The organism is Methylobacterium sp. J-070, assembly GCF_022829385.1.
GTDB lineage: Bacteria > Pseudomonadota > Alphaproteobacteria > Rhizobiales > Beijerinckiaceae > Methylobacterium.
Genome location: NZ_JAKSXX010000290.1, coordinates 1 through 21529, shown reverse-complemented (window position 1 = coordinate 21529; position 21529 = coordinate 1). Strand labels below are relative to the sequence as shown.

The 21529-nt window shown below is 73.6% G+C and carries 14 protein-coding genes; 5 read left to right on the top strand and 9 right to left on the bottom strand.

The features are described from left to right. Positions 1-143: 143 nt before the first annotated feature. The gene (rfbC, locus tag MKL01_RS32120; RefSeq protein ID WP_243909226.1) at positions 144-695 is read right to left on the bottom strand and encodes a dTDP-4-dehydrorhamnose 3,5-epimerase; all 552 of its coding nucleotides are present in this window, start codon (positions 693-695) and stop codon (positions 144-146) included. Between the two features lie 175 nt (positions 696-870). Between rfbC and MKL01_RS32115 the strand changes: the two genes are divergently transcribed. Next, entirely contained in the window at positions 871-1782 is a 912-nt protein-coding gene (locus tag MKL01_RS32115) for a DUF6925 family protein (protein ID WP_243909225.1), read from the top strand. Between the two features lie 8 nt (positions 1783-1790). On the opposite strand, the gene MKL01_RS32110 is transcribed toward MKL01_RS32115, so the two are convergent. The 5 genes from MKL01_RS32110 to queE all read right to left on the bottom strand — a co-directional run bounded on the left by MKL01_RS32110 (position 1791) and on the right by queE (position 9445). Next, the gene (locus MKL01_RS32110; protein ID WP_243909224.1) at positions 1791-5327 is read right to left on the bottom strand and encodes a tubulin-like doman-containing protein; all 3537 of its coding nucleotides are present in this window, start codon (positions 5325-5327) and stop codon (positions 1791-1793) included. Between the two features lie 3 nt (positions 5328-5330). Beyond that, positions 5331-5813, bottom strand: a complete 483-nt coding sequence (locus MKL01_RS32105; protein ID WP_243909223.1) for a hypothetical protein — start codon at positions 5811-5813, stop codon at positions 5331-5333. Beyond that, positions 5810-7339: a hypothetical protein gene (locus MKL01_RS32100; protein WP_243909222.1), complete on the bottom strand. Its 1530-nt coding sequence runs from the start codon at positions 7337-7339 to the stop codon at positions 5810-5812. The genes MKL01_RS32105 and MKL01_RS32100 overlap by 4 nt, the downstream gene beginning before the upstream one ends. Further along, positions 7336-8703 carry a hypothetical protein gene (locus tag MKL01_RS32095; protein ID WP_243909221.1) on the bottom strand — a complete coding sequence of 456 codons (1368 nt, stop codon included), beginning with the start codon at positions 8701-8703 and terminating at the stop codon, positions 7336-7338. The genes MKL01_RS32100 and MKL01_RS32095 overlap by 4 nt, the downstream gene beginning before the upstream one ends. 109 nt (positions 8704-8812) lie before the next feature. Next, positions 8813-9445, bottom strand: coding sequence for a 7-carboxy-7-deazaguanine synthase (gene queE / locus MKL01_RS32090; RefSeq protein ID WP_243909462.1), 633 nt, complete (start codon positions 9443-9445; stop codon positions 8813-8815). Positions 9446-9802: 357 nt separating this feature from the next. Here queE and MKL01_RS32085 point away from each other — a divergent pair, with 357 nt between their 5' ends. The 4 genes from MKL01_RS32085 to nth all read left to right on the top strand — a co-directional run bounded on the left by MKL01_RS32085 (position 9803) and on the right by nth (position 14200). Then, positions 9803-11272, top strand: coding sequence for a D-alanyl-D-alanine carboxypeptidase family protein (locus MKL01_RS32085; RefSeq protein WP_243909220.1), 1470 nt, complete (start codon positions 9803-9805; stop codon positions 11270-11272). Positions 11273-11334: 62 nt separating this feature from the next. Continuing rightward, entirely contained in the window at positions 11335-12444 is a 1110-nt protein-coding gene (locus tag MKL01_RS32080; RefSeq protein WP_243909219.1) for a CobW family GTP-binding protein, read from the top strand. 143 nt (positions 12445-12587) lie between these two features. Next, a complete protein-coding gene (locus MKL01_RS32075; RefSeq protein WP_243909218.1) occupies positions 12588-13424 on the top strand; it encodes a GNAT family N-acetyltransferase in 837 nt (278 codons plus the stop codon). A 62-nt stretch (positions 13425-13486) separates the two neighbouring features. Next, positions 13487-14200: an endonuclease III domain-containing protein gene (nth, locus tag MKL01_RS32070; protein ID WP_243909217.1), complete on the top strand. Its 714-nt coding sequence runs from the start codon at positions 13487-13489 to the stop codon at positions 14198-14200. Positions 14201-14206: 6 nt separating this feature from the next. Here the strand turns inward: nth and MKL01_RS32065 are convergent, their stop codons facing one another. The 3 genes from MKL01_RS32065 to MKL01_RS32055 all read right to left on the bottom strand — a co-directional run bounded on the left by MKL01_RS32065 (position 14207) and on the right by MKL01_RS32055 (position 20962). After that, positions 14207-14524, bottom strand: a complete 318-nt coding sequence (locus MKL01_RS32065; protein WP_243909216.1) for an HPr family phosphocarrier protein — start codon at positions 14522-14524, stop codon at positions 14207-14209. A gap of 144 nt (positions 14525-14668) precedes the next feature. Beyond that, entirely contained in the window at positions 14669-18967 is a 4299-nt protein-coding gene (locus MKL01_RS32060) for a translocation/assembly module TamB domain-containing protein (protein ID WP_409566393.1), read from the bottom strand. A gap of 54 nt (positions 18968-19021) precedes the next feature. After that, positions 19022-20962 carry an autotransporter assembly complex protein TamA gene (locus tag MKL01_RS32055; RefSeq protein ID WP_243909460.1) on the bottom strand — a complete coding sequence of 647 codons (1941 nt, stop codon included), beginning with the start codon at positions 20960-20962 and terminating at the stop codon, positions 19022-19024. Positions 20963-21529 lie beyond the last annotated feature (567 nt).

Sequence of the window (21529 nt, the reverse complement as noted above, 5' to 3'; positions counted from 1 at the left end):
GTGACGAAATTGCGGCCGGACCGCAAGGTTCGGAAGCGTGCCCTCGGCAGGTCCGGCCGGCGCGCGCCCCGGTCCTGCGGCGAAAACCTGCGGCCGTTCAAGGACCTGCGCGGACGACGCGTCGCCAGCCGGTGCGGGTCTGCTCAGAGGGCAGGTCCGAGTTCGGAGAGACGCGGAGCGCGGCGATCCTTGTCGGACAGGATCGCGGCCGCATCCGAGACAGGCCACGGGATCCCGATCTCGGGGTCGTTCCAGAGCAGCGCGCGGTCGTGTTCCGGGCTGTAGTACGCGTCGACCTTGTAGGCGACCATGACGTCGGGCGTCAGGGTACAGAAGCCGTGGGCGAAGCCCTGCGGGATGTAGAGCTGCTCGCCCGAGTCGGCGTCGAGCGTCGCCGTCACGAACTTGCCGAAGGTCGGCGAGCCGCTGCGGATGTCGACCGCCACGTCTAGGATCGACCCTTGGAGGACGCGGATCAGCTTGGATTGCGCCCGGGGCGCGATCTGGAAGTGGAGGCCGCGGATGGTGCCCTTCGGCGCCGAGAAGGACTGGTTGTCCTGGACGAACGTGGCCGTGATGCCGGCCCGCTCCATGGCGTCCAGGCGAAACGTCTCGGAGAACCATCCCCGTGCATCGCCGAAGCGCTTCGGGACGATGCGCTTCACGTCCGGGATCTCAGTCTCGATGACGTCCATGCCAGCGCCCTTCCCGCGGATCCCGTCGCGAGGCCCTGCGGACGCGTCCGCGTCGGTCGCGCCGAGCCGTGTGCCCGCTGCGCCGCATTCAACCTCGATGATCGACCCGCGACTTCCGGTCAATCGCCGGCCGTGTCAAGGCGTGGCGCCTGCGGGGGCGTTCTTGCGAGGGGCGATGACGGACGGGCCGCGGCGGTCCGTGGAGGCTCTGCTGCGCGCGCAGCTCGCCGATCCGGCCTGCACCTGGAGCCTCGGCGGCTACGGCGCCGCCGCGACCTTCGCCCGAGATCCCGACGAGCCGGTCGAACGGCTGGATTCGGGCGGGTCCGGGCTCGTCACAGGCCGCGGCGCGGTCAGGCTCGCCGTGCCGCCGGACCTGAGGCCGTTCGCCTACGAGACCGGCTTCACGGGCGGCTGGAGCCAGACGGTCGCGCTGTGCCTGCCCGCGTCCGCCTGCGCCATGGGCCGGCGCCGGGTGCTGACGGAACTGGGGGCCGACGCGGCGGCCGTGCGGCCGCAGGATCGTGCGGCACTCCTGTTCGATCTGGGGCTCGGTCTCGAAGCGGCGGATGCCTGCCTGCGGGTGGCCGACCCCGCGCTGATCGACCGCCTGCGGTCCGGGCTCGGCCGTTCGATCCTTTCGCCGGACAATCCGGCCGGACCGGCGCTCGCGGCTCCGGAGACGCACCGGGTCTTCGTGACCCGACTGGGGCGGATCGAGATCTTCGCGCCGGAGGCGGGGTGCGGCACCGGCGGTCCCGGGCCCCAGAGCCACGTGCTGCCGAAACTGCTGGCGCTCCGGCGGACGCACCCGGCGACCGCGCCGATCCCGCCGGGTCTGGTGCCGTGCGGCGGATTCCACCCGGCCCATCCGGTCAGGGATGGGGCTGGCCGGGCGATCCCGTTCGATGCGGCGCGCCACGCTGCGTTCGGGCGCCTCCTCGATGCCTGGGGCGACCCGGCGCTCGTTGCCCTGCGGCGGACGGTTCTGGCCGGCCGGGAGAGCGACCCCGCCCGGTCGGCCGGGCGCTTCGAACGCTCGGCAATCCGGGCCGCCCGGGCCCAGCTCCTGGCCCTGCGCGGTTGAGCCGTCCCTCATCGCGCCGGAGGCGGGGGCGGCGCGAGCAGCGGCGCGAGGTCCGGAAGCGCGGCGGCCGGCATCCAGGGGCCGCCGTGGGGATGGATCTGCGTCAGGGCGGTCACGATCCCGGACCGCGCCAGGGCGACCAGTTCGGCGAGCGACACCGGCCCTTCGACGGCGTCGCGATAGATGTGGAACTGTGCGGCGGCGGGGGGCGGCGGCGCCGGCATCCCGGCGGCGAGGCGCGTCAGCCCGTCCGTGGTGAAGGCGGCCGGGTCGACGGACCGCTTGTCCACGGCCCGGAAGGCGGGCGGGTCGGCGGTATCACGGTTGGCTTCCTCGGGCGGCACGTCGCCGAGGCTGCCCGGGATCGGCCGGGTCCAGGCGTCGATCCGGGCGAGGAACGCGTCGTGGAGCGCGTCGGCATCCCCGGGAAGGCCCCCGGCCTCCGCGGCCGAGCGCCGCCACCTCTGCGCCAAGGTCTGCGCCACCGCGTGGCCGATCCCGCCGACCCGCACCTCGGCGTCGAAATTCACCGCCTCCCGCCGGGGCGCGTAGGCGCGTTTGGCGGTCCACGCGAACAGGGCGGCCAGCGCCAGGACCTGGACGGGCGACAGCGACGCCTCGCGCTCGGCCAGCCGGAGGGCGATCGCGTCCCGCTGGGTCCGGTCGAACAGCTTGCGCCGCAGCGTGCGCTCGGAGCCGACGCTGCGCCAGTCGCCCGACTCGAACTCGAAGCGCCAGAGGCCCGTATCCGGCGACCGCGTCAGCAGGTTGAGGCAGACGCCGCGCAGGAACAGCGACAGGGTCTCGCGCAGTGCCTCGGTCTCCTCGGCCGAGGGCGCGACCGGGTCCGGAAAGCGCAGGAAGTCCTTGTGATTGTGCAGCGGGATCGCGTCCAGGCGATCGAGCTCCTGCGCGTAGGCGCTCCGCCAGTCGCCGCGGAGCGGTCCGAGCACGTCGAGGGGCACGCCGGAGAGTTCGCAGTAGCAGACGATGCGTCCGCGCTGACCGGATTCCAGGACGCTGATCTCGCCGGCGCCGAGCACCGGCGGGAGGCTCGCCCGCAGGATCGCGCCGAACTCGGCCTGGAACGCGTGCGCGCCCTCGATGGCCAGGACCGTCTTGAACTGGTCGCCGCTCGGGTTGAAGGCGTCGAACTGCGCGTTGATCCAGGGCATGCTGCGCAGCAGCATGAGCTCTAGGATCTCCCGCTGCCGGTCGGCCGGCAAGGCGCGCAGGGCCTCGAGGGCGGACGGGATGCGGGCGCGGCGGGGGCCGAGCCGGCGCCGGGCCATGGCCCGGACGGCCTCGACCAAGTCTCCGCGGCTCTCCTCCGACCGCAGGAGCGCGAAGAGGGCACGGGAGCCGCCATAGCCCTCGAACGCCTCCCGTGCCCAGGCGAGGCGGTCCGCCGGCGGGACGGACAGATCCGGCAGGTCGCCCGAGGGCAGGACAAGGAACGTGCCTCCGGAGGGCCGGTCGATGGCATTCCGGATCTCGGCGATGGCGAGCCGCAACGCGCGCATCAGCCGGTCCACGTCGTCGTGGCCCTGGTTCAGGGTGCCGAGCAGGCCGTCATGGCGGGCGAGGCCGGTCTCGGGATCCCGTCCGGTGCGGGTGCCGAGCCACGCCGACACCCGGCGCAGCAGCCCGGCGGCCTCGCGGGCGGCCAGGGACCGGATGCGCAGCACGCAGGACCCGCGCAGGTCGTCGCGGGCCTGCTCCAGGTAGCGCTCGGCGTCGCGCCGGCGCGAGATGATCAGGCCCGGGCGGACCTGTTCCAGGCGGCTGAGCGAGGCGGAGAAGTGCTCCGCCAGCATCTCGTCCGCGAGCCGGGCATAGGTGTCGGCCGCGGCGGTCAGGCGGGTAAGCGCCCCGCCATCGGCCTCGATCAGATCCTTCACGCCCTCGATCAGCGCGCGCACGAAGTCGAGGCCGCCGCGCTCCTGGTCGTCCAGGAGGCGGTAGAGCGCGGCGGGCAGCGTACCCTCCGGTTCCGCGAGCCAGGTCGCCTCCAGCTTCAGCCGCGCGTCCAGGACCTCCGCGCCGCGCGGTCCGTAGAGCGCGCCCGACCCTGTGCGGCCGAGGATGTCGTCGCGCAGGCGCTCGGCCTCTCTGCGCAGGTTCGGGGCCCAGTCGCGCGGGTTCGCCAGTTCGGTGCGGATCGCGTCGACCGCGTCGTCGGCGGCGAGGGCCACAGCCTCCTGGATGGAGGTGCCGTCCGAGCGCTGGAGGAGCGCCCCGACCAGCTCGAATTCGGCGATCCCCGGGGGCGCCGGACGGAGCACCCTCGGAAACGTCTCGTAGGCGGCGAAGCGCAGGTCGAGGCGGTCGGCGGCGAACCGATCGCGCTCCTCGATGGTGGGGATCCGGCGCTGGGCCCGGCCCCGGGCGACGCCGAAGAAGGCCTCCACCATGTCGAGGCCGGCCTCGGCGGCGGCGGCCTCGAATTCCAGGCTGCCCCGGGTGGCGAGCACGGCCTGCCCGAGGGCGGAATAGGTCAGCGCGTAGAGCGCCGTGCGGTCCGCCTGGATCGGGCTCGGCGGCGCCCATTTGCGCATCTTGTGCTGGGTCTGATTCACGCCGATCGAGCGCTTGCGGCCCGAGAATTCGGAATTGCCGAAATCCTCGAACAGGACGTCGGCGATCATGTCGTAGAGATTGCCCACCGCCCGGGTGCGCTGATCGGCGAGGTTCTGACTGTCGAACAGGTATACGTCGGTGAAGGGCCGCGCGACGCCGGGCGCCACCCGGTCGTAATCGCCCCAGCGCTCGACGTAGGGCGGCTGCGGGTTTCCGCGCATCACGTATTCGAGTTCGGACAGCGTCGCCGCGCCGTTGGCGAAGACGCGGTCCCGGTTGGCGCCGACATAGCCCGTGGGCAGCACGAGGAAGAGATCGACCGCACTTGGACGCTTCGGCGTCTCCAGGGAGGAGATCGCGTAGCCGGCGTCGATGATCGTTCCCGAACCGGTGCCGCCGGCGACCGAGGCCACCACGACGAAACGCAGATCGGTGGCGGTGTCGAGGCCGAGCGCACGCAGCTGCGCCTCGTTCGACACGTTGGCGAGGACGGACTCGGCCTTCGCCGCGAGACGGCCGATCACGTTGCGCGCCTCGTCAAAGAACAGCAGGCGCGCGATGGCGCGGATCTGTCCGGCGCCCTTGGAGGCGTCGATGCGCGAGAGATCGCGGGCGGGCAGCCACGCATCGATGTGCGGGTAGCTCCGCCGCTCAGCCTGATACCGGGCGAGGTTGACCGCCTTCTGCAGGGTCTCGCCCTCTCGGAACGCGACCTTGACGGCGAGCGGATCGGTGGCGACGGCGCGGTCGGCCTCGCGCGCCTCCAGGGTGTCGGTGTCGACGTACAGGAAGGCGGCGGCCGGGAACTGGTCGAGGGCGCCGATCCGCGCCCCGTTCCAGTCGGCCTGGAGGATGCGGCGGCGCAGGCGCAGAAGAACCTCCATGCCCGTACCGCCGAGCGCCACGAAAACGGTCGGACGGACCTTCAGCAGGCGCTCGCCGCCGGCTCTGCGCGCGTCGTCCATCGCTCAGCGCCTCCGTTCGGGTGCGCGCAGGAACAGCGACAGGGCGACCGCGAACAGGATGATGCAGAGGGCGAAGCCCGCGGTCAGCCCCGCCCAGGCCTGCCACAGCCGCCCGACCGTGGCGCCCACCAGGATGGTCGCCGTGCACATCAGGGCGGCGAACAGCATCCAGCTCGCCCCGTCCGCTGCGTCGAGGGTCGCGCGCCGATTGATCAGATGGACCCGCACCGCGTGCCGGACGAACAGGAAGACGATCGCCAGAACCAGGAGCGCCGCGGCCCCGAGCAGGAGCTCCGGGGTGGTCGACATCCGCTCAAGGCGGGAGAACGGGCTCGGCGCCGTCGTCCGCGCCGGAGCCGGCTCCATCGGCGGCGTCGCGCCCTGTGGGGTGGGCTGCGGGGCGGGGATCGTGAAGTCCTGCCCGCCCTGCATCTGGACCCGGATCGGGTCCTGACGGGCAGGGCCGTCGTCGCGGAGGCCGATCATGCGCCGGGTCCGGACGCCGCGATCCGCGTGACGCGGGGCTCGCCCCACAGGCGCGCCCGCACGAGCCAGCGGCTGCCGTCCGGCGCGCGCAGCACCTCGGGCCGGTACGGCCTCAGGCTCGCGCGCTTCGAGACCGCCCCGAGCCTCACCGTGTAGGTCCGGGCCCGCCGCATCGAGGCCGCGCACAGGCCGGCGGCCCCCGCCAGCGCGAGCCCCCCGCCGGAGGCCGCGACGAGGGGCCAGGGCGAGAACGCCGCCTCGATGCGGACCGGGAGGCTGACAGCCCCCTCCGACACGCCGCGATAGTCGCGGAACAGCCCCGGCAGGCGATCCTCCAGCGCGACAGGATCCGCGGCGACGGACCCCGTCGGCTGGTCCACCGCGAAGAGGCCGCTCCCGAAGATCGGCCGGACGCGGTCCAGGAAGGCCGGATCGAGGGCGAGCCGCAGGTCCGTCAGCCGGAGGGTGAGGAGGCCGTCCACGTGCCGGCTCCCGGCGAGCAGGCCGGCGATGCCGTCCGGGCGCGGGATCGGTGGCAGGGTCAGCGTGACGGTGAGCGGCGGGCTCTCGGCCTGCGGCGCCAGCTCGGCGATGGCGTCCGGCACGATCCGCGCCCGCGCGAGGGCCGTTCCGGGCTGCGCCTCGCTCCAGTCCAGCGCCAGCCTCGCCGCGGCGACCCGCTGCGGATAGAGCCCGTTGCGGAGATGGCCGGTGATATGCAGGACCGCCCCGCCGACGGCGTCGGCCCCGCGCACCACCAGGACGCCGTTCTCCAGTTCGGCCTCCAGACCGCCGCTGTCGAGCCGGTCGAAGCGCAGGGCGAGGGCCCCCGCCGGGACCGGCTTGAGGGTCACGGGCGGATGGCTGAACAGGGCGGAGAGGCCGGGCGCGGCGAGCACGGCGTCGAGCGCCCGCCCGCCGGCGGGGCCGTAGCCGATACCGTAGATGACGAAGCCCGTCTCCGAGAAGCTGCGCCCCTGGAGCGGCATCCGGACCGGATGGGCGACGATCCGGGTGAACGCCGGGGCGGCGCGCAGGGTCGCGTAGAAGGCGGCGGTGTTGCGCTCGACCTCGGCGCTGTTGCCCGGCGCGTTCTTGTTGTTGGTGATCATCCAGATCACGCCGTCGCGGCCGTGCAGGCCCGACCGGATCCCGCCGAGCAGCGCGCCGTTGAAATCGGCATCGGCATAGGCCCGGCCGCCCGCCTTGCGCGGCAGGTCGATCGCCGTGACGGCCGCCCGGATGCGGTCCGCCCGGTAGGGACCGTCGTACAGGATGCGCGGCGAGGTGCGGCCCGGGACCTGGCCGTCCTGATCGAAGGTCGCGATCGCGACCGCGCCGTCCCCTATCGCGGTGGCCGCCACCAGCGCCTCGATGAGCGGCCGGAACCGCGAGCCCTCGGCGGCGAGGAACGGCTCCATCCAGCCGGAATCCTGGATCAGGAAGAGTTGGCGTGGCGTCTCCGCGCGGGCAACACCGCCCGGGAGGACGAGCAGCGCCAGGATCGCTTGCAGCCAGACTCTCATGCCGGTCGCAGCCGCAGGGCGTGGCAGCGGCGCGCGGACCGGCTCCAGAGATAGAGGGTCCCGTCGTGCAGGAGCGCGCCCGCATCCTGGATGGCGGTGACGTCGAGGCTGACCGGCAGACGGCGCAGGCCGGCTCCGTGGGCGTGGTGGAGGACGTAGCCGGTCGCGGGCGTCATCAGCGCCGCCCCGCGCGCGAAATCGCCGCGCGGGACGTCGAGGTCGAGGGCCAGCAGCACGGTATCGCGCGGCATCGCCAGCAGCGGGACGAGAAGGCTCCCCGCGTGGATGCCGAGGCTCAGTGTCTCGACGGGCGGACGCCAGGGGGCGGCGAAGTATTCGGCGCCCCAATAGGCGACGGTCCCGGCCGCGAGGCGCGGCCCGTCCAGAGGCCGGAGGGTCGTGTCCGGCGACAGCGCGGCGACGTGATACCGGCCGGCCGCCAGGCCGAGCTGATGATGCGTATCGGCGTCGTCGCGCCATGGGACCTGCGCGGCAATCGGAACGAAGCCATCCGGCCAGGGCGTGCGGTAGATCTCGTCGGCACAGGCCCGCCAGGTGACGAATCCGTCGGGCCCGGTCCAGACCGCGTCGCCGAGGCGGTTCGTCCAGGGTCCGGAGAAGGGGCCCCCCGACGCGGTGATGCCGGTGTCGGACAGGGCGAGCACGTCCGAGCCGGCCGGGGCGCGGCACCCGATGAGCCGCCCATCCCGCTCGGCGAGGGCGAGCAGGTCGGCCCCGCGCCAGCAGGGTGCGGACAGGAAGCGCAGGCCCGGGAGCCGCGCCTCGACATGGGCGAGGCCCGGCCCGAGCTGCGGCAGCGTCACGGAAACCAGCGCGTCGACCGTGGTGTAGGCGAGCCCCTCCCGGCCCAGGGCGAGGGACGATCCCCCCGGACTCGCCGGGAGCCGTCCGAGCGTGGCGAAGGCCCGGCCGGTCCAGACCTCCAGGGCCCCCAGCGTGTCCTGAAACAGGTAGAGGGCGGCCGGACGGCCGGCCCGGAACAGCGTCGGCCGTCCGCTCGGGAGCGGCACCTCGACGGTGCTGTCGGCATCGAGATCGAGAAGGGCGGGATCGGGCAGGGGCACGCAGGCGCCCAGGCGCTCGCCGGTGTCCGGGGCGTGCGCGAAGGCGGCCGGGAACGCGTGGTCGCGCGAATCGCGGCGGATGCCGAGCTGCGCGATCCTGGCGTCGTCCGCGCCGATCAACCGCCCCGCGACCGCGGCCGCCACGGGGTGCCCGTCGTGGAGATGCCAGTCCTGGCGACCGCGGAGGTTGGTCAGCCGCGGGTCCGGCTCGATCGGCCAGATCCCGTCGGCGCCGAGGGGATCGACGATGTTCGGCCGGCTCCCGGAAGATCCATCCAAGCACAAGGGCGCAGATCCGCGGCTGGAATGCCGCGGTGATCGTCCCTCATTTTGACCCCGTTGGAAAGAGCGCCGGCGCGTTGCTGGCGCTCACCTGAAAGAAATCTTGTCAGGGGATGCCGATCATCTTGTGGGTCTGCAGAGACAGACGCCAGCGGGCGTCGCGCCGGCAATACGCGATCGCCGCCTGCGTGCTGGCGATCTGACCCGGCCCGTCCATGGGCTGGAGGAAGCGGTGGCGGAAGCCCAGGCCGACGAAATCCGCCGGATCCGCATCGTCCTGCGGGTAGACCAGCTTGAGCTCGTCGCCGGTGATCTGCGCGAGGGCGTTGCGTCCCTTCGGGCTCACGCAGATCCAGTCGATCCCGGGGGGCGCGGGCAACGTGCCGTTCGTCTCGATGGCGATCTCGAACGCCTCCGCGTGAACGGCCTCGATCAGGGGCGCGTCGAGCTGGAGGAGCGGCTCGCCGCCCGTGAACACGACGTAGCGGTTGTCCGGCCCCCCCGCCCAGGCCGCCGCGATGGCACCGGCGAGGGCGGCGGCGTCGGCGAAGCGTCCGCCGCCCTCCCCGTCCAGGCCCACGAAGTCGGTGTCGCAGAACCGGCAGGCCGCAGCCGCGCGGTCCGCCTCACGCCCGGACCACAGGTTGCACCCGGCGAAGCGGCAGAACACGGCCGCGCGCCCGGCCTGGGCGCCCTCGCCCTGCAGCGTGTGGAAGATCTCTTTGACCGCGTAAGCCACTGTCGTCCCAGCCACCCTCGTCGCCGGCCCGCGGCCGTTCCCGTCGGCGTTGCCATCGGGAACGGCCCGCCGCCCGTTCTGTGACGCGCTCCCGTGCGCCGAACCGGCGCCGGCCCCGGCCGGAAGAGCCCTGAGCCGCACATAAGGGGTGTGCGTTCCGTGGACCACTGACAACCGCGCCGCGCAGCCCCGCCGCGCGGGCTCGCCTTGCTCTTGCCACGGAAGCCCCGTTCATGCCGAGATGCTGCTCGGCGACCGAACCAGGCCGTCCGGGTCGTGCCGCGCTCCGGCCAGCCGGCCGGACGACCGGCGCCTCGCGGCGCCGACCCTGGCGATCCTCTGACGAGTCGGGCTCGAATGTCCTCTTCCCCCCTCCGGTGTCTCACCGTCGGCCTCGCGGCCCTGACGGGTCTCCTCGGACCGATCCTGGTCGGGGTCGGCGCGGCCAACGCCGTCACGGTGCCGATCCTGGTGGCGGACGTCGACTCGGGGAAGGTGATCTACGCGCAGGCGCCGACGGATCCCTGGTACCCCGCCTCCATCACCAAGCTGATGACCACCTACGTCGCCCTCGACCTCGTGCGTCAGGGCAAGGTCTCGCTCGATTCGATGATCACGATCTCGGCCGCCGCCGCCGCCGAGCCGCCCTCGAAGATGGGGTTCAAGCCGGGGACGCAGCTGACCCTCGACAACGCCCTCAAGATCATCATGGTCAAGTCGGCCAACGACATCGCCTACGCGATCGGCGAGTCCCTGGGCGGCTCGGTCGACAATTTCGCCGCCCTCATGAACGAGACCGCGCAGCGGATCGGCATGCGCGACAGCCACTGGTACAATCCGAACGGCCTGCCCGATCCGCGGCAATGGACCTCGGCCCGCGACATGGCGGTGCTGGCCCGGGCGCTGATCCGAGAGTTCCCGGATTCGCACGACCTGTTCTCGATCTCGGCGATCCAGTTCGGCCGCGCCGTGATGGCCAACCACAACGGCCTGCTCGGACGCTATCCCGGCACCGACGGGATGAAGACCGGCTTCATCTGCTCGGGCGGCTTCAACGTGGTGGCGACCGCCAGCCGCAACGGCCGCCGCATCGTCACCATCGTGATGGGCCAGCCGAGCCCGCGCGAGCGCGACGTGAAGGCCGCCGACCTGTTCGACTACGGCTTCTCCCAGGCGCCCGGCTGGACGAGCCCGACCCTCGACGCCCTTCCGGCTTCCGCCCTCGTCCAGCCGCCGGACATGCGGCCCTTCGTGTGCGGCGGCAAGAAGGCTCCGGCCATCGAGGACGGTCCCGGCGCGCTGAATGCCCCGGGCTCGGCGGCGCAGCTCATCGGCGGCGCCGCGGCGAACTCGCCCGCGCTGGCGCTCGCCGCCTTCTCCAGCCCGGCGCTGCGCGCCCGCAGCCTGCCGCCGCGGGCGCCGCTCCAGCCGATCGCCGTCTGGATCGGCCGCAACCCGGCCGAGGGCCAGCAGATCCTCGAGACGCAGGAGGCCGAGCAGAAGGCGGCCGCCGCCAACACCCGCGCCGCCAAGCTCGAAGCCGCCAAGGTCAGGCGCGCGGCGGCTCTGGAGGCAGCCAAGCAGGCCCGCGAGGCGCGGCTGGCGCACGCGCAGGCCGCGAAAGCGGCGGCCAATCCGGCCCCGAAGGTCGCCGCCAAGGCGGGTCATCCCCTCCCCCGATCCGCGAGCGCCTACACCGCCGTCGAGACGCCGACGATGCCGGAGGCCAAACCCGGCAGGGGCCTGGCGAAGCCCGCGCCCAAAACCGTCGCGCACAAGCCGGCAGCCAAGAAGCCGACGGCCAAGAAGGCCGCCGCCGAGGAATAACGGCGGCTCCGGAAGCCCCCGGCACGTTGCCGCGGGCCCCTGCGGACCCCACGTCGACGGCCATGATCCAGACCACCGCCCCCGCCCCGGATCCCCGCCGCCCGGAGCCGATCCCGCTCACGGTGCTCACCGGCTTCCTCGGCGCCGGCAAGACCACGCTGCTGAACCGGCTGCTGCGCGATCCGGCGCTCGCCGACACGGTGGTGATCGTCAACGAGTTCGGCGCCATCGGCCTCGACCACCTGCTGATCGAGACCGTCGACGAGGACATGATCCTGCTCGGGGCCGGATGCCTGTGCTGCACGGTGCGGGGCGACCTGATCGCGACCCTCGAGGACCTGCTGCGCAAGCGCGACAACGGCCGCATCCGGCCGTTCCGCCGGGTGGTGATCGAGACCACCGGCCTCGCCGACCCGGCGCCGATCCTGCACGCCCTGATCTACCATCCCTATCTCGTGCTGCGGTTCCGGCTCCAGGCCGTGGTGACGGTTGTGGACGCGGTGACGGGGGCCGCCACCCTGGACGCCCATCCGGAGGCCCTGCGCCAGGTCGCGGTCGCCGACCGGATCGTCCTGACCAAGACCGACCTCGCGGGCGACGCGACCGGGATCCGGAGGCGGCTCGCCGCGCTCAACCCGGCGGCGCCCATCGACAGGCCGGACGCCCCCGCGGAGGCGCTGCTCGGCGGCCTCTTCGGCCTCGACGGCAAGGGCGCCGACGTGCGGGCCTGGCTCGGCGACGCGGCGCTGGCGCGCGCCCAAGACCCCGATGTCGGTGAACGCGGGGCGGACGTGAACCGGCACGACGCGTCGATCGAGGCCATCTGCCTGACGAGCGAGACCCCCGTGCCCCGCCCGGCCTTCGAGATGTTCATGGACCTGCTGCGTTCGGGGCACGGGCCGAAGCTGCTGCGGCTCAAGGGGATCGTGGCGCTGGCCGACGATCCCGAGCGCCCCCTGGTGGTGCACGGGGTGCAGCACGTGTTCCACGCCCCCCTCACCCTGCCCGCTTGGCCCGATCCCGATCACACCTCGCGGCTCGTGCTGATCCTGCGGGACCTCGACCCGGCCTTCGTGCGCCGGCTCTGGGACGCCTTCCTGGGCCGGCCGCGCGTCGACGCGCCGGACGCCGCGGCCCTCTTCGACAATCCCCTCGCGATCCCGGGTCCCTGACAACGGGACGGCATCGTCCTTGAAGCCCTCCGTCCGAACGGCGCTTCGGGCGCGTCGAACCGTCCCGAAACGGGACGGATCGTCGACAGGCAGGACACGCGATGGTGCGACGCTTCAGCGTGATACAGGGCGGACTCTCCGGGATGACGGACACCGCGCACCGGTCGCGCGCCGATCCCGACGGGACCGGGGCGGCCGACGCGGGGGCCCATTGGCGGATCGACCTGCGTGCGCCCAATGCCGTGGACGCGGCGGCGGTGTCTGCATGGCGTGCCATGCTGATGAGACACGCCGTGCATGATCCGCTCCGCGATCCCGATCACCTGTTGCCGCTGGCCCAGCACCGGCCCGCCGGCCGCCGGGTCGCCGTGGCCTTCGCCTGGAGCCGGGACGCCGAGACCGGTCATGAGGCGCTGCGTGGCGTCGTGCCGCTGGCGATGCCGCATCCGGTCTGGGGCGGCCGCGCCCGTCCCTGGCAGCCCGCGGAGGCGGCGGCGAACGCCCTCATCGAGAACGCGGCGGCAATCGCCGTCGACCGCGCGCTGCGGGCCCGGCTGGCGGCGCTACGCCGCCCGATCCGCCTCGTGGGATCCATCGAGCCCGTGCGGACCCCGGCCTCGTCTCGCCCTGTCCTGGCGTCGGCCCGTGCGGAGCGGCCGCGGCCGATCCCGGCTCGGCACCTGCTCGGCATTCGCCCGCAGGGCTGGGAGGCACCCGCGTCCGACGTCCTCGCGATGACCGAGCCCGAGGCCGTGCGCGACGCCGTCGAGACCTTCCTGACCTTCGACGCCCGCACCGCCAGGCGGCCGATCATCGCCGATCCGTCGGAGGCGTCGCTGGTCCGGGTGGTGAGCCGCCTGTTCGGCCGCCGCGGCGCGCTGCGCGTCGAGTTCCTGCGCCGGGCCGGCGAGATCGTCGCCGGGACGCTCCACCTCGGTGCCGGCGGCGCCTCCGTACCGTGGCGGCGGGCGCGATCCTGATCGGTCAATCCGCCGCGCTGGCCCGGCCTGTCGGCGGCAGGGCGGGACCCTAGCTGGCGCTCATGGCGCGCGACACACTTCACGGACTCCACCGGGCCTCGCGCCGGCCGCCCGCCGCGAAGACGCCTCCGCCGCCCGGGCGGGCCGAGGCCGAGCGCGTCGAGGCCGTTCTCGCCCGTCTGGCGGAGGCCGATCCGGACCCGAAGGCCGGGTTCGACCGAACCGATCCGTTCCGGCTGCTCGTGACCGTTCTGCTCTCGGCCCAGTCGACCGGGCCGACCGTCTCCCGCGTCGCCGAGGCCCTCTTCGCGACGGCGAAGGATCCGGCCGGCATGCTGGCTCTGGGGGAGGCGCGCATCACCGAGATCGTCCGCCCGGTCGGGCTCGGACCCTCGAAGGCCCGCAACATCGTCAAGCTCTCGGCGGCCCTGATCTCGGCGTTCGGCGGTGCCGTGCCGGCCAGCTCGGCCGAGATGCGCCGCCTGCCGGGCATCGGCCGGAAGAGCGCCGAGGTGACGGCGAACTTCGCCTTCCACGAGCCGGTGATCGCCGTCGACACGCACGTGTTCCGGGTCTCGAACCGGATCCCGCTGGCGCCGGGCGCCACCGTCGATGCCGTCGCCGACGGGCTCGCGCACCAAGTGCCGGCGCGCTTCAAGGACGGCGCGCATGTCTGGCTGTTCCGGCACGGCCGCGACATCTGCACGGCCCGTAAGCCCGCCTGTCCGCGCTGCCCGGTCTCCGACCTCTGCCTCTGGCCCGGCAAGGCCGCCTGAGCGACGCTACTCGTCCTCGCCGAAGCGGTTGGCGAGCAGCGCCTCGATCGCGTTCAGGCAATCCTCGGCATCCGTGCCCACAGCGGTGACGGCGATGCGGGTACCCATGGCGGCGCCCAGCGTCAGCAGCCCCATGATCGAGCGTCCGCCCACCGTCTCGCCCGCGCGGGTCACCGCGACCGCGGCGTTGAAGCGCTCCACGGTCTGGACGAACTTCGCGGAAGCCCGGGCGTGCAGTCCGCGCCGGTTGATGATCGGCAGCATGCGCAGCAGGCCGCCCTCCGGCACCGGGGGATCGTCGTCCGTCTCGAAAAGTTCGTCCATCGCCCTTTAAGTGTCCCGCCCGATCTGCAGCTGTCAGGCTGCTTGAACTGAACCTAAACTATTGACCCGGCGTGTCTATGCTACAGGGCGTCTTGCTCGTCCAAGCATCCCTCTCGTCCAAGCATCCCTCGGCGGACCGGCAGCTTACCACTCGTACTCGGCGCCGACGCCCAGGCTGGTCCGGCCGTCGCTGCCGGCCTCGCCCTTCAGCTTGATCCGCCGGGTCACGTCGAAATCGACCCCCACCGCCGTGTCGGCCGGCTTGGCCCCGGCCTTCACGCCGACGCTGACGCGGTCCGAGATGTACCGCGAGGCGCCGAGCGCCGGCCCGCCGCTCGCCCCGGTCGACACGTCGAGGCTGTCGAGCCCGAGGCCCTTGCGTGCCTGCTCGAACACGTCCGGTCCCGCCGCGCCGCCGGAGAGCTGCGCCACCGCCTGCGCCAGCTGCAGGGCCTGGAACGGCGACAGCCCGCCCGCGGCCTTCTTGAACAGGAGGCGCGACAGGATCTCGTCCTGCGGCAGCACCGGATCGGAGGTCAGGGCGAATTGCGGCGCGTCGGCCGGACCGGACACGGCGACGCGGGCGGTCACGTCGCCGGCTTTGGTCTCGGCGGCGAAGTCGAGATCGGGCGTGGTCAGGCTCCCCGCGAAGGTGAGCCGGCCCCGGCTGAAATCGAGGCGCTGGCCAACGAGTTCGAGGCGCCCGCGGCGCAGCGCGAAGGCGCCGACGGCGTTCGGTGCCGCGGAGGTTCCGGTGACCCGGAGCGCCCCGCCGAGTTCCGCATCGATGCCGCGCCCGCGCACGAAGATTCGGCTCGGCGCCTCCACGGCGACATCGAGGGTGGCGTCGAACGGGACGGCCGGCTTCCTCGGCCGCCGCCCGGCGCTCGGGGCGGCCGCCCGGCCCGCCCGCTGGGCCAGCCGCGCCCGCACCTCCGGCGGCGTGTTGACGTGGCGCACGCCCGGCAGCGGGCGGATCGTGGCCGGAAGCCGGTCGGGAACCGCCACGTCGATCGACACCACGTCGATCCGGCCGGCGATCCGGGGCGTGCGCACCAGAGGGCCGGCGAGGGTGAGGTCGGCGCTCGTCACGGCTGTCATCAGGGGGCTGGAGACGAGTTCGGCCCGGTCGACGGTGACGTGGAAGCTGCCGGGAAAGTCCGGTGCCAGGGCCACGTGTCCCGTCACCGCGAGCCGACCGCCGTTGCGGGTCGCAGCGGTCAGGCGCTCGACCACGACGGTGTCGCCCCGCCCGGTCACCCGGCCCTCGATCCCGGTCAGGCGGATGCCGTTCAGCGGATCGGTGACGCTGCCGCCGGTCAGCAGCGCCGTGCCCTGCGCCCGCGGCGCCGCGAGGGTGCCGGTCACGCCGCCGTCGATGGCGACGCGCCCGGCCACGCTCTGGCCGCCCGCGCTCAGCATCGAGTTGGCGAGCGACGCGTCGAGGGTGCCCCGGGCGCGCAGATCGACGGCGCCGCCCGGCTCGACCGGGAGCGTGCCCCGCACCGTCAGGTCGATGCCCCGCCCGGCCGCGACGCGCCCGTCCAGACTGGCTTGCCCGTCCGACAGCGTTCCCTTCGCGCTGAGGTCCACGGGGGGCAGGCCGGCCTGCCGGGTCTGCGGCGCCACGAGCTTGGAGACCGTGAGCGCGTAACGGCCCTCCGGCCGCGCGGCCGACCCGTGCAGGTCCGCGTCGCCGTCCAGGGTGCCGGACAGGGCGAGATCGGGCACGGCGATCCGCGCGAGGGACAGGGGCAGCGCGCGGATCCCGACCCGGAGGTCCAGGTCCGGCCCCGTCCGGCCCGCCACGGTGATCCGGCCGGTGCCCGCCGTGATCGCCAGTCCGTCGATCACCGCGCCCCCGTCCCGGAGGGTGACGGTGGCGGGACCGCTCAGGGCGAAGCGGTCGCCCCCGCGGGCGGCCGACAGACGCTGGATCTCGACGCGCGTCTCCGCGGCCGGCACGACCCGGACCGCGCCGTCGAGGGCGAACCCGCGCGCCTTGGCGGTCAGCGTCACGTCGCTGCCGCCCGGGCTGCCGACGGCGGCGAGGCGGACCGCGTCGATCTGCTGGCCGGCGGCGAGCAGCCGGTCGGCGTCCAGGCGCCCGTCCAGGACCGGGTGAGCCCGGAGATCGCGGCCTTTCAGGTCCGCGTCCAGGCGGGTCAACGCGTAGGCGCCGTAGCGCAGGGCCGCCCCGGTCGCCCGGACGCTCACGTCCTGCCGACCGCCGTCGCGGGCGAGCACCAGGGTGGCGTCGAGACGTCCCGACATCGGCTCGGGGGCGAGCGGCGCGACGTCCTCCAGGCTTCCGGCGCGCACCGCGAGCGTTCCGGCGGAGAGCCAGGTCTCGGCGGCGACCGTGGCGTTGCCGGCGATCGCCACGGAGCCGAGATTGAGGTCGAGCCGGTCGAGCACCCAGTCCGCGCCCCGGCGCGCCCCGTGAGCGCCGCCGGTCAGCGCCTTGCCGGCGACGTCGCCGGAGACGAGCACGCTCCCGTCCGGGGCGAGCAGGGCATCCTTGAGCGCGGCCTGCACCCGCAGGTCCCGGACCGGCTTGCCGTCTGCCGTGGCGGCCGGCGCCGTCAGCGTCGCCGTCAGGTCGGGATGTTCCAGGGAGCCGGTGAGATGCGCGTCGAGACCGGCGCGGCCGGTCAGGCGGCCGTCGAGATCGGCGAGGCTCTTGAGCTCGAGGCGCCCAGCGACTTCGGCGGCGGCCGCGGTGGCCGTGCCCTGCAGGGTCGCGGTAAGGCCCGCACCCTCCAGGCGCACGCGGTCGAAGCCGTAGCCGTCGTAGGTCTGCGAGACCCGACCCTGCAGGGTGGGCGCGCGTCCGAGGACCCTGTCGGCGGCCGCGACCCCGGTGACCAGCCCGGCGGTGGTCACGGTGAGATCGGCCGCAACGGCCTTGCGGGCCGGATCGCCGTCGAGGCGGGCCTTCGCCTCCAGGCTGCCGGCGAGGCCGCGCCCGGCGAGGCCCGAGAACACCGCGAGGTCCGGCAAGGCCGCATCGAGGGTGCCGGTGAGCGTGTTCTGGCCGACGCGGCCGGCGTAGCGCGCCCGTGCCGTCTCGGAATCGAGGCGCAGTGCCGCGACGTCGATCACGCCGTCCGGGCCGGACGCCGCCCGGAGGGTGAACGCCGCCCGGCTCCCCAGGGCCCGGCGCAGGGCCGGATCGGCCAGCCGCAGGCCCTCGACCTTGCCGTCCGCCAGGATCGCGAAGCCTTGCGCCGAGGCGTCGCCCTGAGGCTCCACGCCGAGATGCGCCTCGACGCGCTCCAGCGCGGAATCCCGGCTGCGCAGGCCGGCCGCGTCGAGGCTGCCGCGGATCGTCGGCGCCGTCAGCGGACCCTTCAGGCTGCCGTCGAACGCGAGCTTGCCGATCTCGGCCTCGCCGGCGCGCGTCACCGCGCCGTCGTTGGGCAGGGCGCGGGCCTGGAGCGTCAGGTCGGCGACTCGGTCCTTGGTCAGGCTGCCGCCGGCCGCGAGCCGCGCCGTGCGCGAGGTCAGTTCCAGCCGGTCGATCCGGAAGGCGCCGCTATCCGCGAAGGCGAGGCCGCCGTCGAGCTTGGTCGTCCCGGCGAAGACCGACGCGGCGGGGCCGGGGGCGAGGCCCTCGATGCGCGCGGCGAGATCGAGGGCGAGCCGCCGCTCGGCCCCGATGCGGGAGATCTTCGCGGCGCCCTTGGCGCCGATCTCGGGCCCGGCGGTGAAGTCCAGCTTGGCGTTCCACGCGTCCAGCGTTCCCGTCCCGTCGAGGTCGAAGTCGATGGGCGGTGTGCCGGGGATGTTGGCGGCCTTCGACAGGAGCCCGCCCGCGGGCTCGATCAGATTGGCCTTCAGCTCCAGGCGGTCGCCCGTCGGGACGTAGAGGAGTGAGAGCAGGAAGCGCCCCGCCGCGTCGAGGCGCTGCGCCTTCGCCTGCAGGTCGAGCCCCTCGCTCGCCGCGCCGAGCCGCGCCCGCCCCTCCGCGGACAGCCGCGCGGGCTGCCCGGCGACCGGTTCGGCCAGCACCAGCTCGGTCAGCGTGAAGCCCTTGATCTCCACCTTGACGGGCAGGTCCGGCAGGAGCTTCCCGTCGGGCTTGGCCTCCGGTGGCGTCGGGCCGGGGATCGGCCGGCGCAGCACGTCCAGGCGCCCGATCTCGAGGCTGTCCACCTCCAGGCGCCCCGACAGCAGGGCGAGCCGGCGCCAGACGATGCGGGCTCTGTCGAGCTTCAGCCACACGCCGTCCCGGTCGCTCACGGCGACGTCGCGGATGGTGGCATCGGAGGACAGGGCTCCGTCCACCGCGCCGATGGCGACCCGCGACGCGGGGGTGGACAGCGCCCGGGACAGGAGGCTCCCCAGCACGGACTTGTCGCCCTCGTCGGCGCGCGTCGGCATCGCGTCGGCCGGCACCAGCATCGCGAGGCCGATCAGGACCAGCGCGCGGAGCGACATCTCCCGAGCGGAGGCCCGGCGGCGCGGTGCTGTCGGCCTTCGTGACACCAGCATTCAGAACGCCTGCCCCAGGCTGAGATAGAGGACGGCCGGACGCACGTGGCCGCCCTTGTAGGGGTCGAGCGGGAAGGCGAGATCCGCGCGGATCGGGCCGATACCGGTGTAATAGCGCAGCCCGATGCCCACCGATTTCCGGATCTTCTCGTCGAAATCCGGCAGCGCCGAGGCGAAGGCCGTGCCCGCGTCGAAGAACGGCACCACGCCGATCGTGTCGGTGACCTTGATCCGGGCCTCCAGCGACGCCTCCAGCAGGCTGCGGCCGCCGATCGGCAGGTTGAACGGACCGATCGGTCCCAGCGTCCGGTACGGGTAGCCGCGCACCGAGCCGCCGCCGCCGGCGAAGAACCGGAAATTGTCGGGGATCTCCCCGAGCGGCGCGCCGGAGACCGAGCCGAAGCCGATCCGCCCGGCCAGGATGGTGCGGGCTTCGTCGTCGAGGGCGTAATAGGTCGAGCCCTGCGCCTTGGCGACGACGATCCCGGGCGACGAGATCGCCCCGGGATAGGCGGCGAGCGACGCAATCGCCCGGAACCCCTTCGTCGGGTCGAGCAGGCTGTCGGTGGAATCGTAGGTCACCGAGGCCGGCACGCCGACCAGCCGGTAATTGACCGTGCCGAGCGCATCCTTCGAGCGTCCCGCCTGCGCGTCCAGGCCGATCTGCGCCGAGAACGTGTCGGAGAACCGGTGCCGGATCGCGGCCGAGACGCCGCCGCCATCCACCAGGTAGCTCTGCTGCACCTCGCGGGTGATGAAGGCGTTGGCCAGGAGATCGTTGCGGGTGCCGCCCAGCGCCGGCTGGACGTAGGTCGCCGACAGCCGGCCGCCGAGGCCGTTGGAGCCGATGCCGGCGATCTTGCGCTGGGTCGCGAACGGGTCGTTGCCCAACCCGAGATAGTAGATGTCCGCGTCGAGCCGGAAGGTCTCGCCGCCGCCGAACAGGTTGCGGTTGGCGTAGTAGGCGCGAACCCCCGGGCCGTCGACCGTGGAGTAGCGCGCCGAGATGCCGACGAGATTGCGCTCGCGCTCGCTGACCTCGACGAACAGGGGAAGGTTGCCGTCCGCGTCCAGCGCGGCGCCCTCGCGGACCCGCACACCGCCGATCCCCTCGATCCGCGCCACCGACCGGCGGATCGCCGCCACCGCCTGCGGCGAATACGGATCCCCCGGCTCGGCGTAGATGAACGACCGGATCGTCTCCGGGGCGATCCCGGACGCACCGCTCACCGCCACCGGCCCCAGGCCCGCCACCGGTCCGGGATCCACCGTGAAGGTGACGTCCATGACATGGGCGGTGTCGTCCACCACGGGATCGCGCGCCACGACCTTGGCGAAGGGATGTCCCTGGGCCCGAAACTCGTCGACGATCCGGGCCTCCCGGGCCAGCACCGTGGCCGAGCGCGCCGGAACGTCCGCATCGACCCGGACGATCCGCGGCGGCAGTTCGGATTCCGGGAACGGCCGACCCGCACGGTCCCGGACTGCGATCCGGCGCAGGGTGTAGAGCGGCCCGAGATCGACCGCGATCCGGACCGGCACCAGGCCGCGATTGCGCCACTGTTCCGCGGCCTGCACCGCCGCCGCGGCCCCGGCCTGCCCGGCCACCGGAACGGCGTCGATCCGGATCGACGCTGCCCCCTGGTAATAGCCGTAGCCCGACAGGACGTCGGCGAGCTTGGGCAGGTCGGTTTCGGCGCGGCGCAGGAGCCCCGCCCCGTCCGGCGGCGGTTCCTGGCGGAGGCGATGGAGGGTCGAGACGTCCTGGAGGGCGCGCAGCACGTCGGCATCGTCGGTGCCGGTGATGCGCACCGTATAGGGCAGCGCCGTCGGGCCCGGGGCCGGCGGTTCGGGCTCGGAGGCGAACAGGCCGAACAGATCGAAGGCGCGCGCCGGACCGGGAAGCGCGACCGCCGACACGGACACTGCGACGGCAAGCATCAGGCGCGGCAGCGCGTCGGGCAGGTTCGATCGACTCAGACGGGGGGACACGCGCAAGACGCGGTCTTCAGCTCCGTTCGCGTTCGGCCGCGCCGCTCACTCTAAGGTTCATCGATCTTCCCCCCTACGCCACTCAGCGTACCCCGGCGCACCTTAACGGTGTCGTGCGCCCAGGCCAACAGCGGGGCGGGGATGGGGCGGGGATGGGCCTTCTGCGCGCTGCCGATGGGCGACGCGTCGTGTCTCGCCCGGTGCTACGGATGCCTCGGGAACGGCGATCGCCGACGGGTCGATCGCCACGCGCACGTGCAGCGGCAGGTGCTGGGTCTGTGGAAGGAGCCGGTGCTACTCGCAGGCGTTGCGCCGGTCGGGTCATCACGATCCGCTTCGCGGGTCGGATCGGCGGCCCATCGGCGTGGTCTGCCGGGACGGTGGACGGGTGCGGGTTCAGCGGCAGCCATCCGGGCGCCGGAGCCGGCGGAGCATTGGGCCGCAGCGGGGCGCGGATCGCCGTGTCCGGACACGAAAAAGCCGGCCCGCGGGAGGCGGACCGGCTTTCAGGCGAGT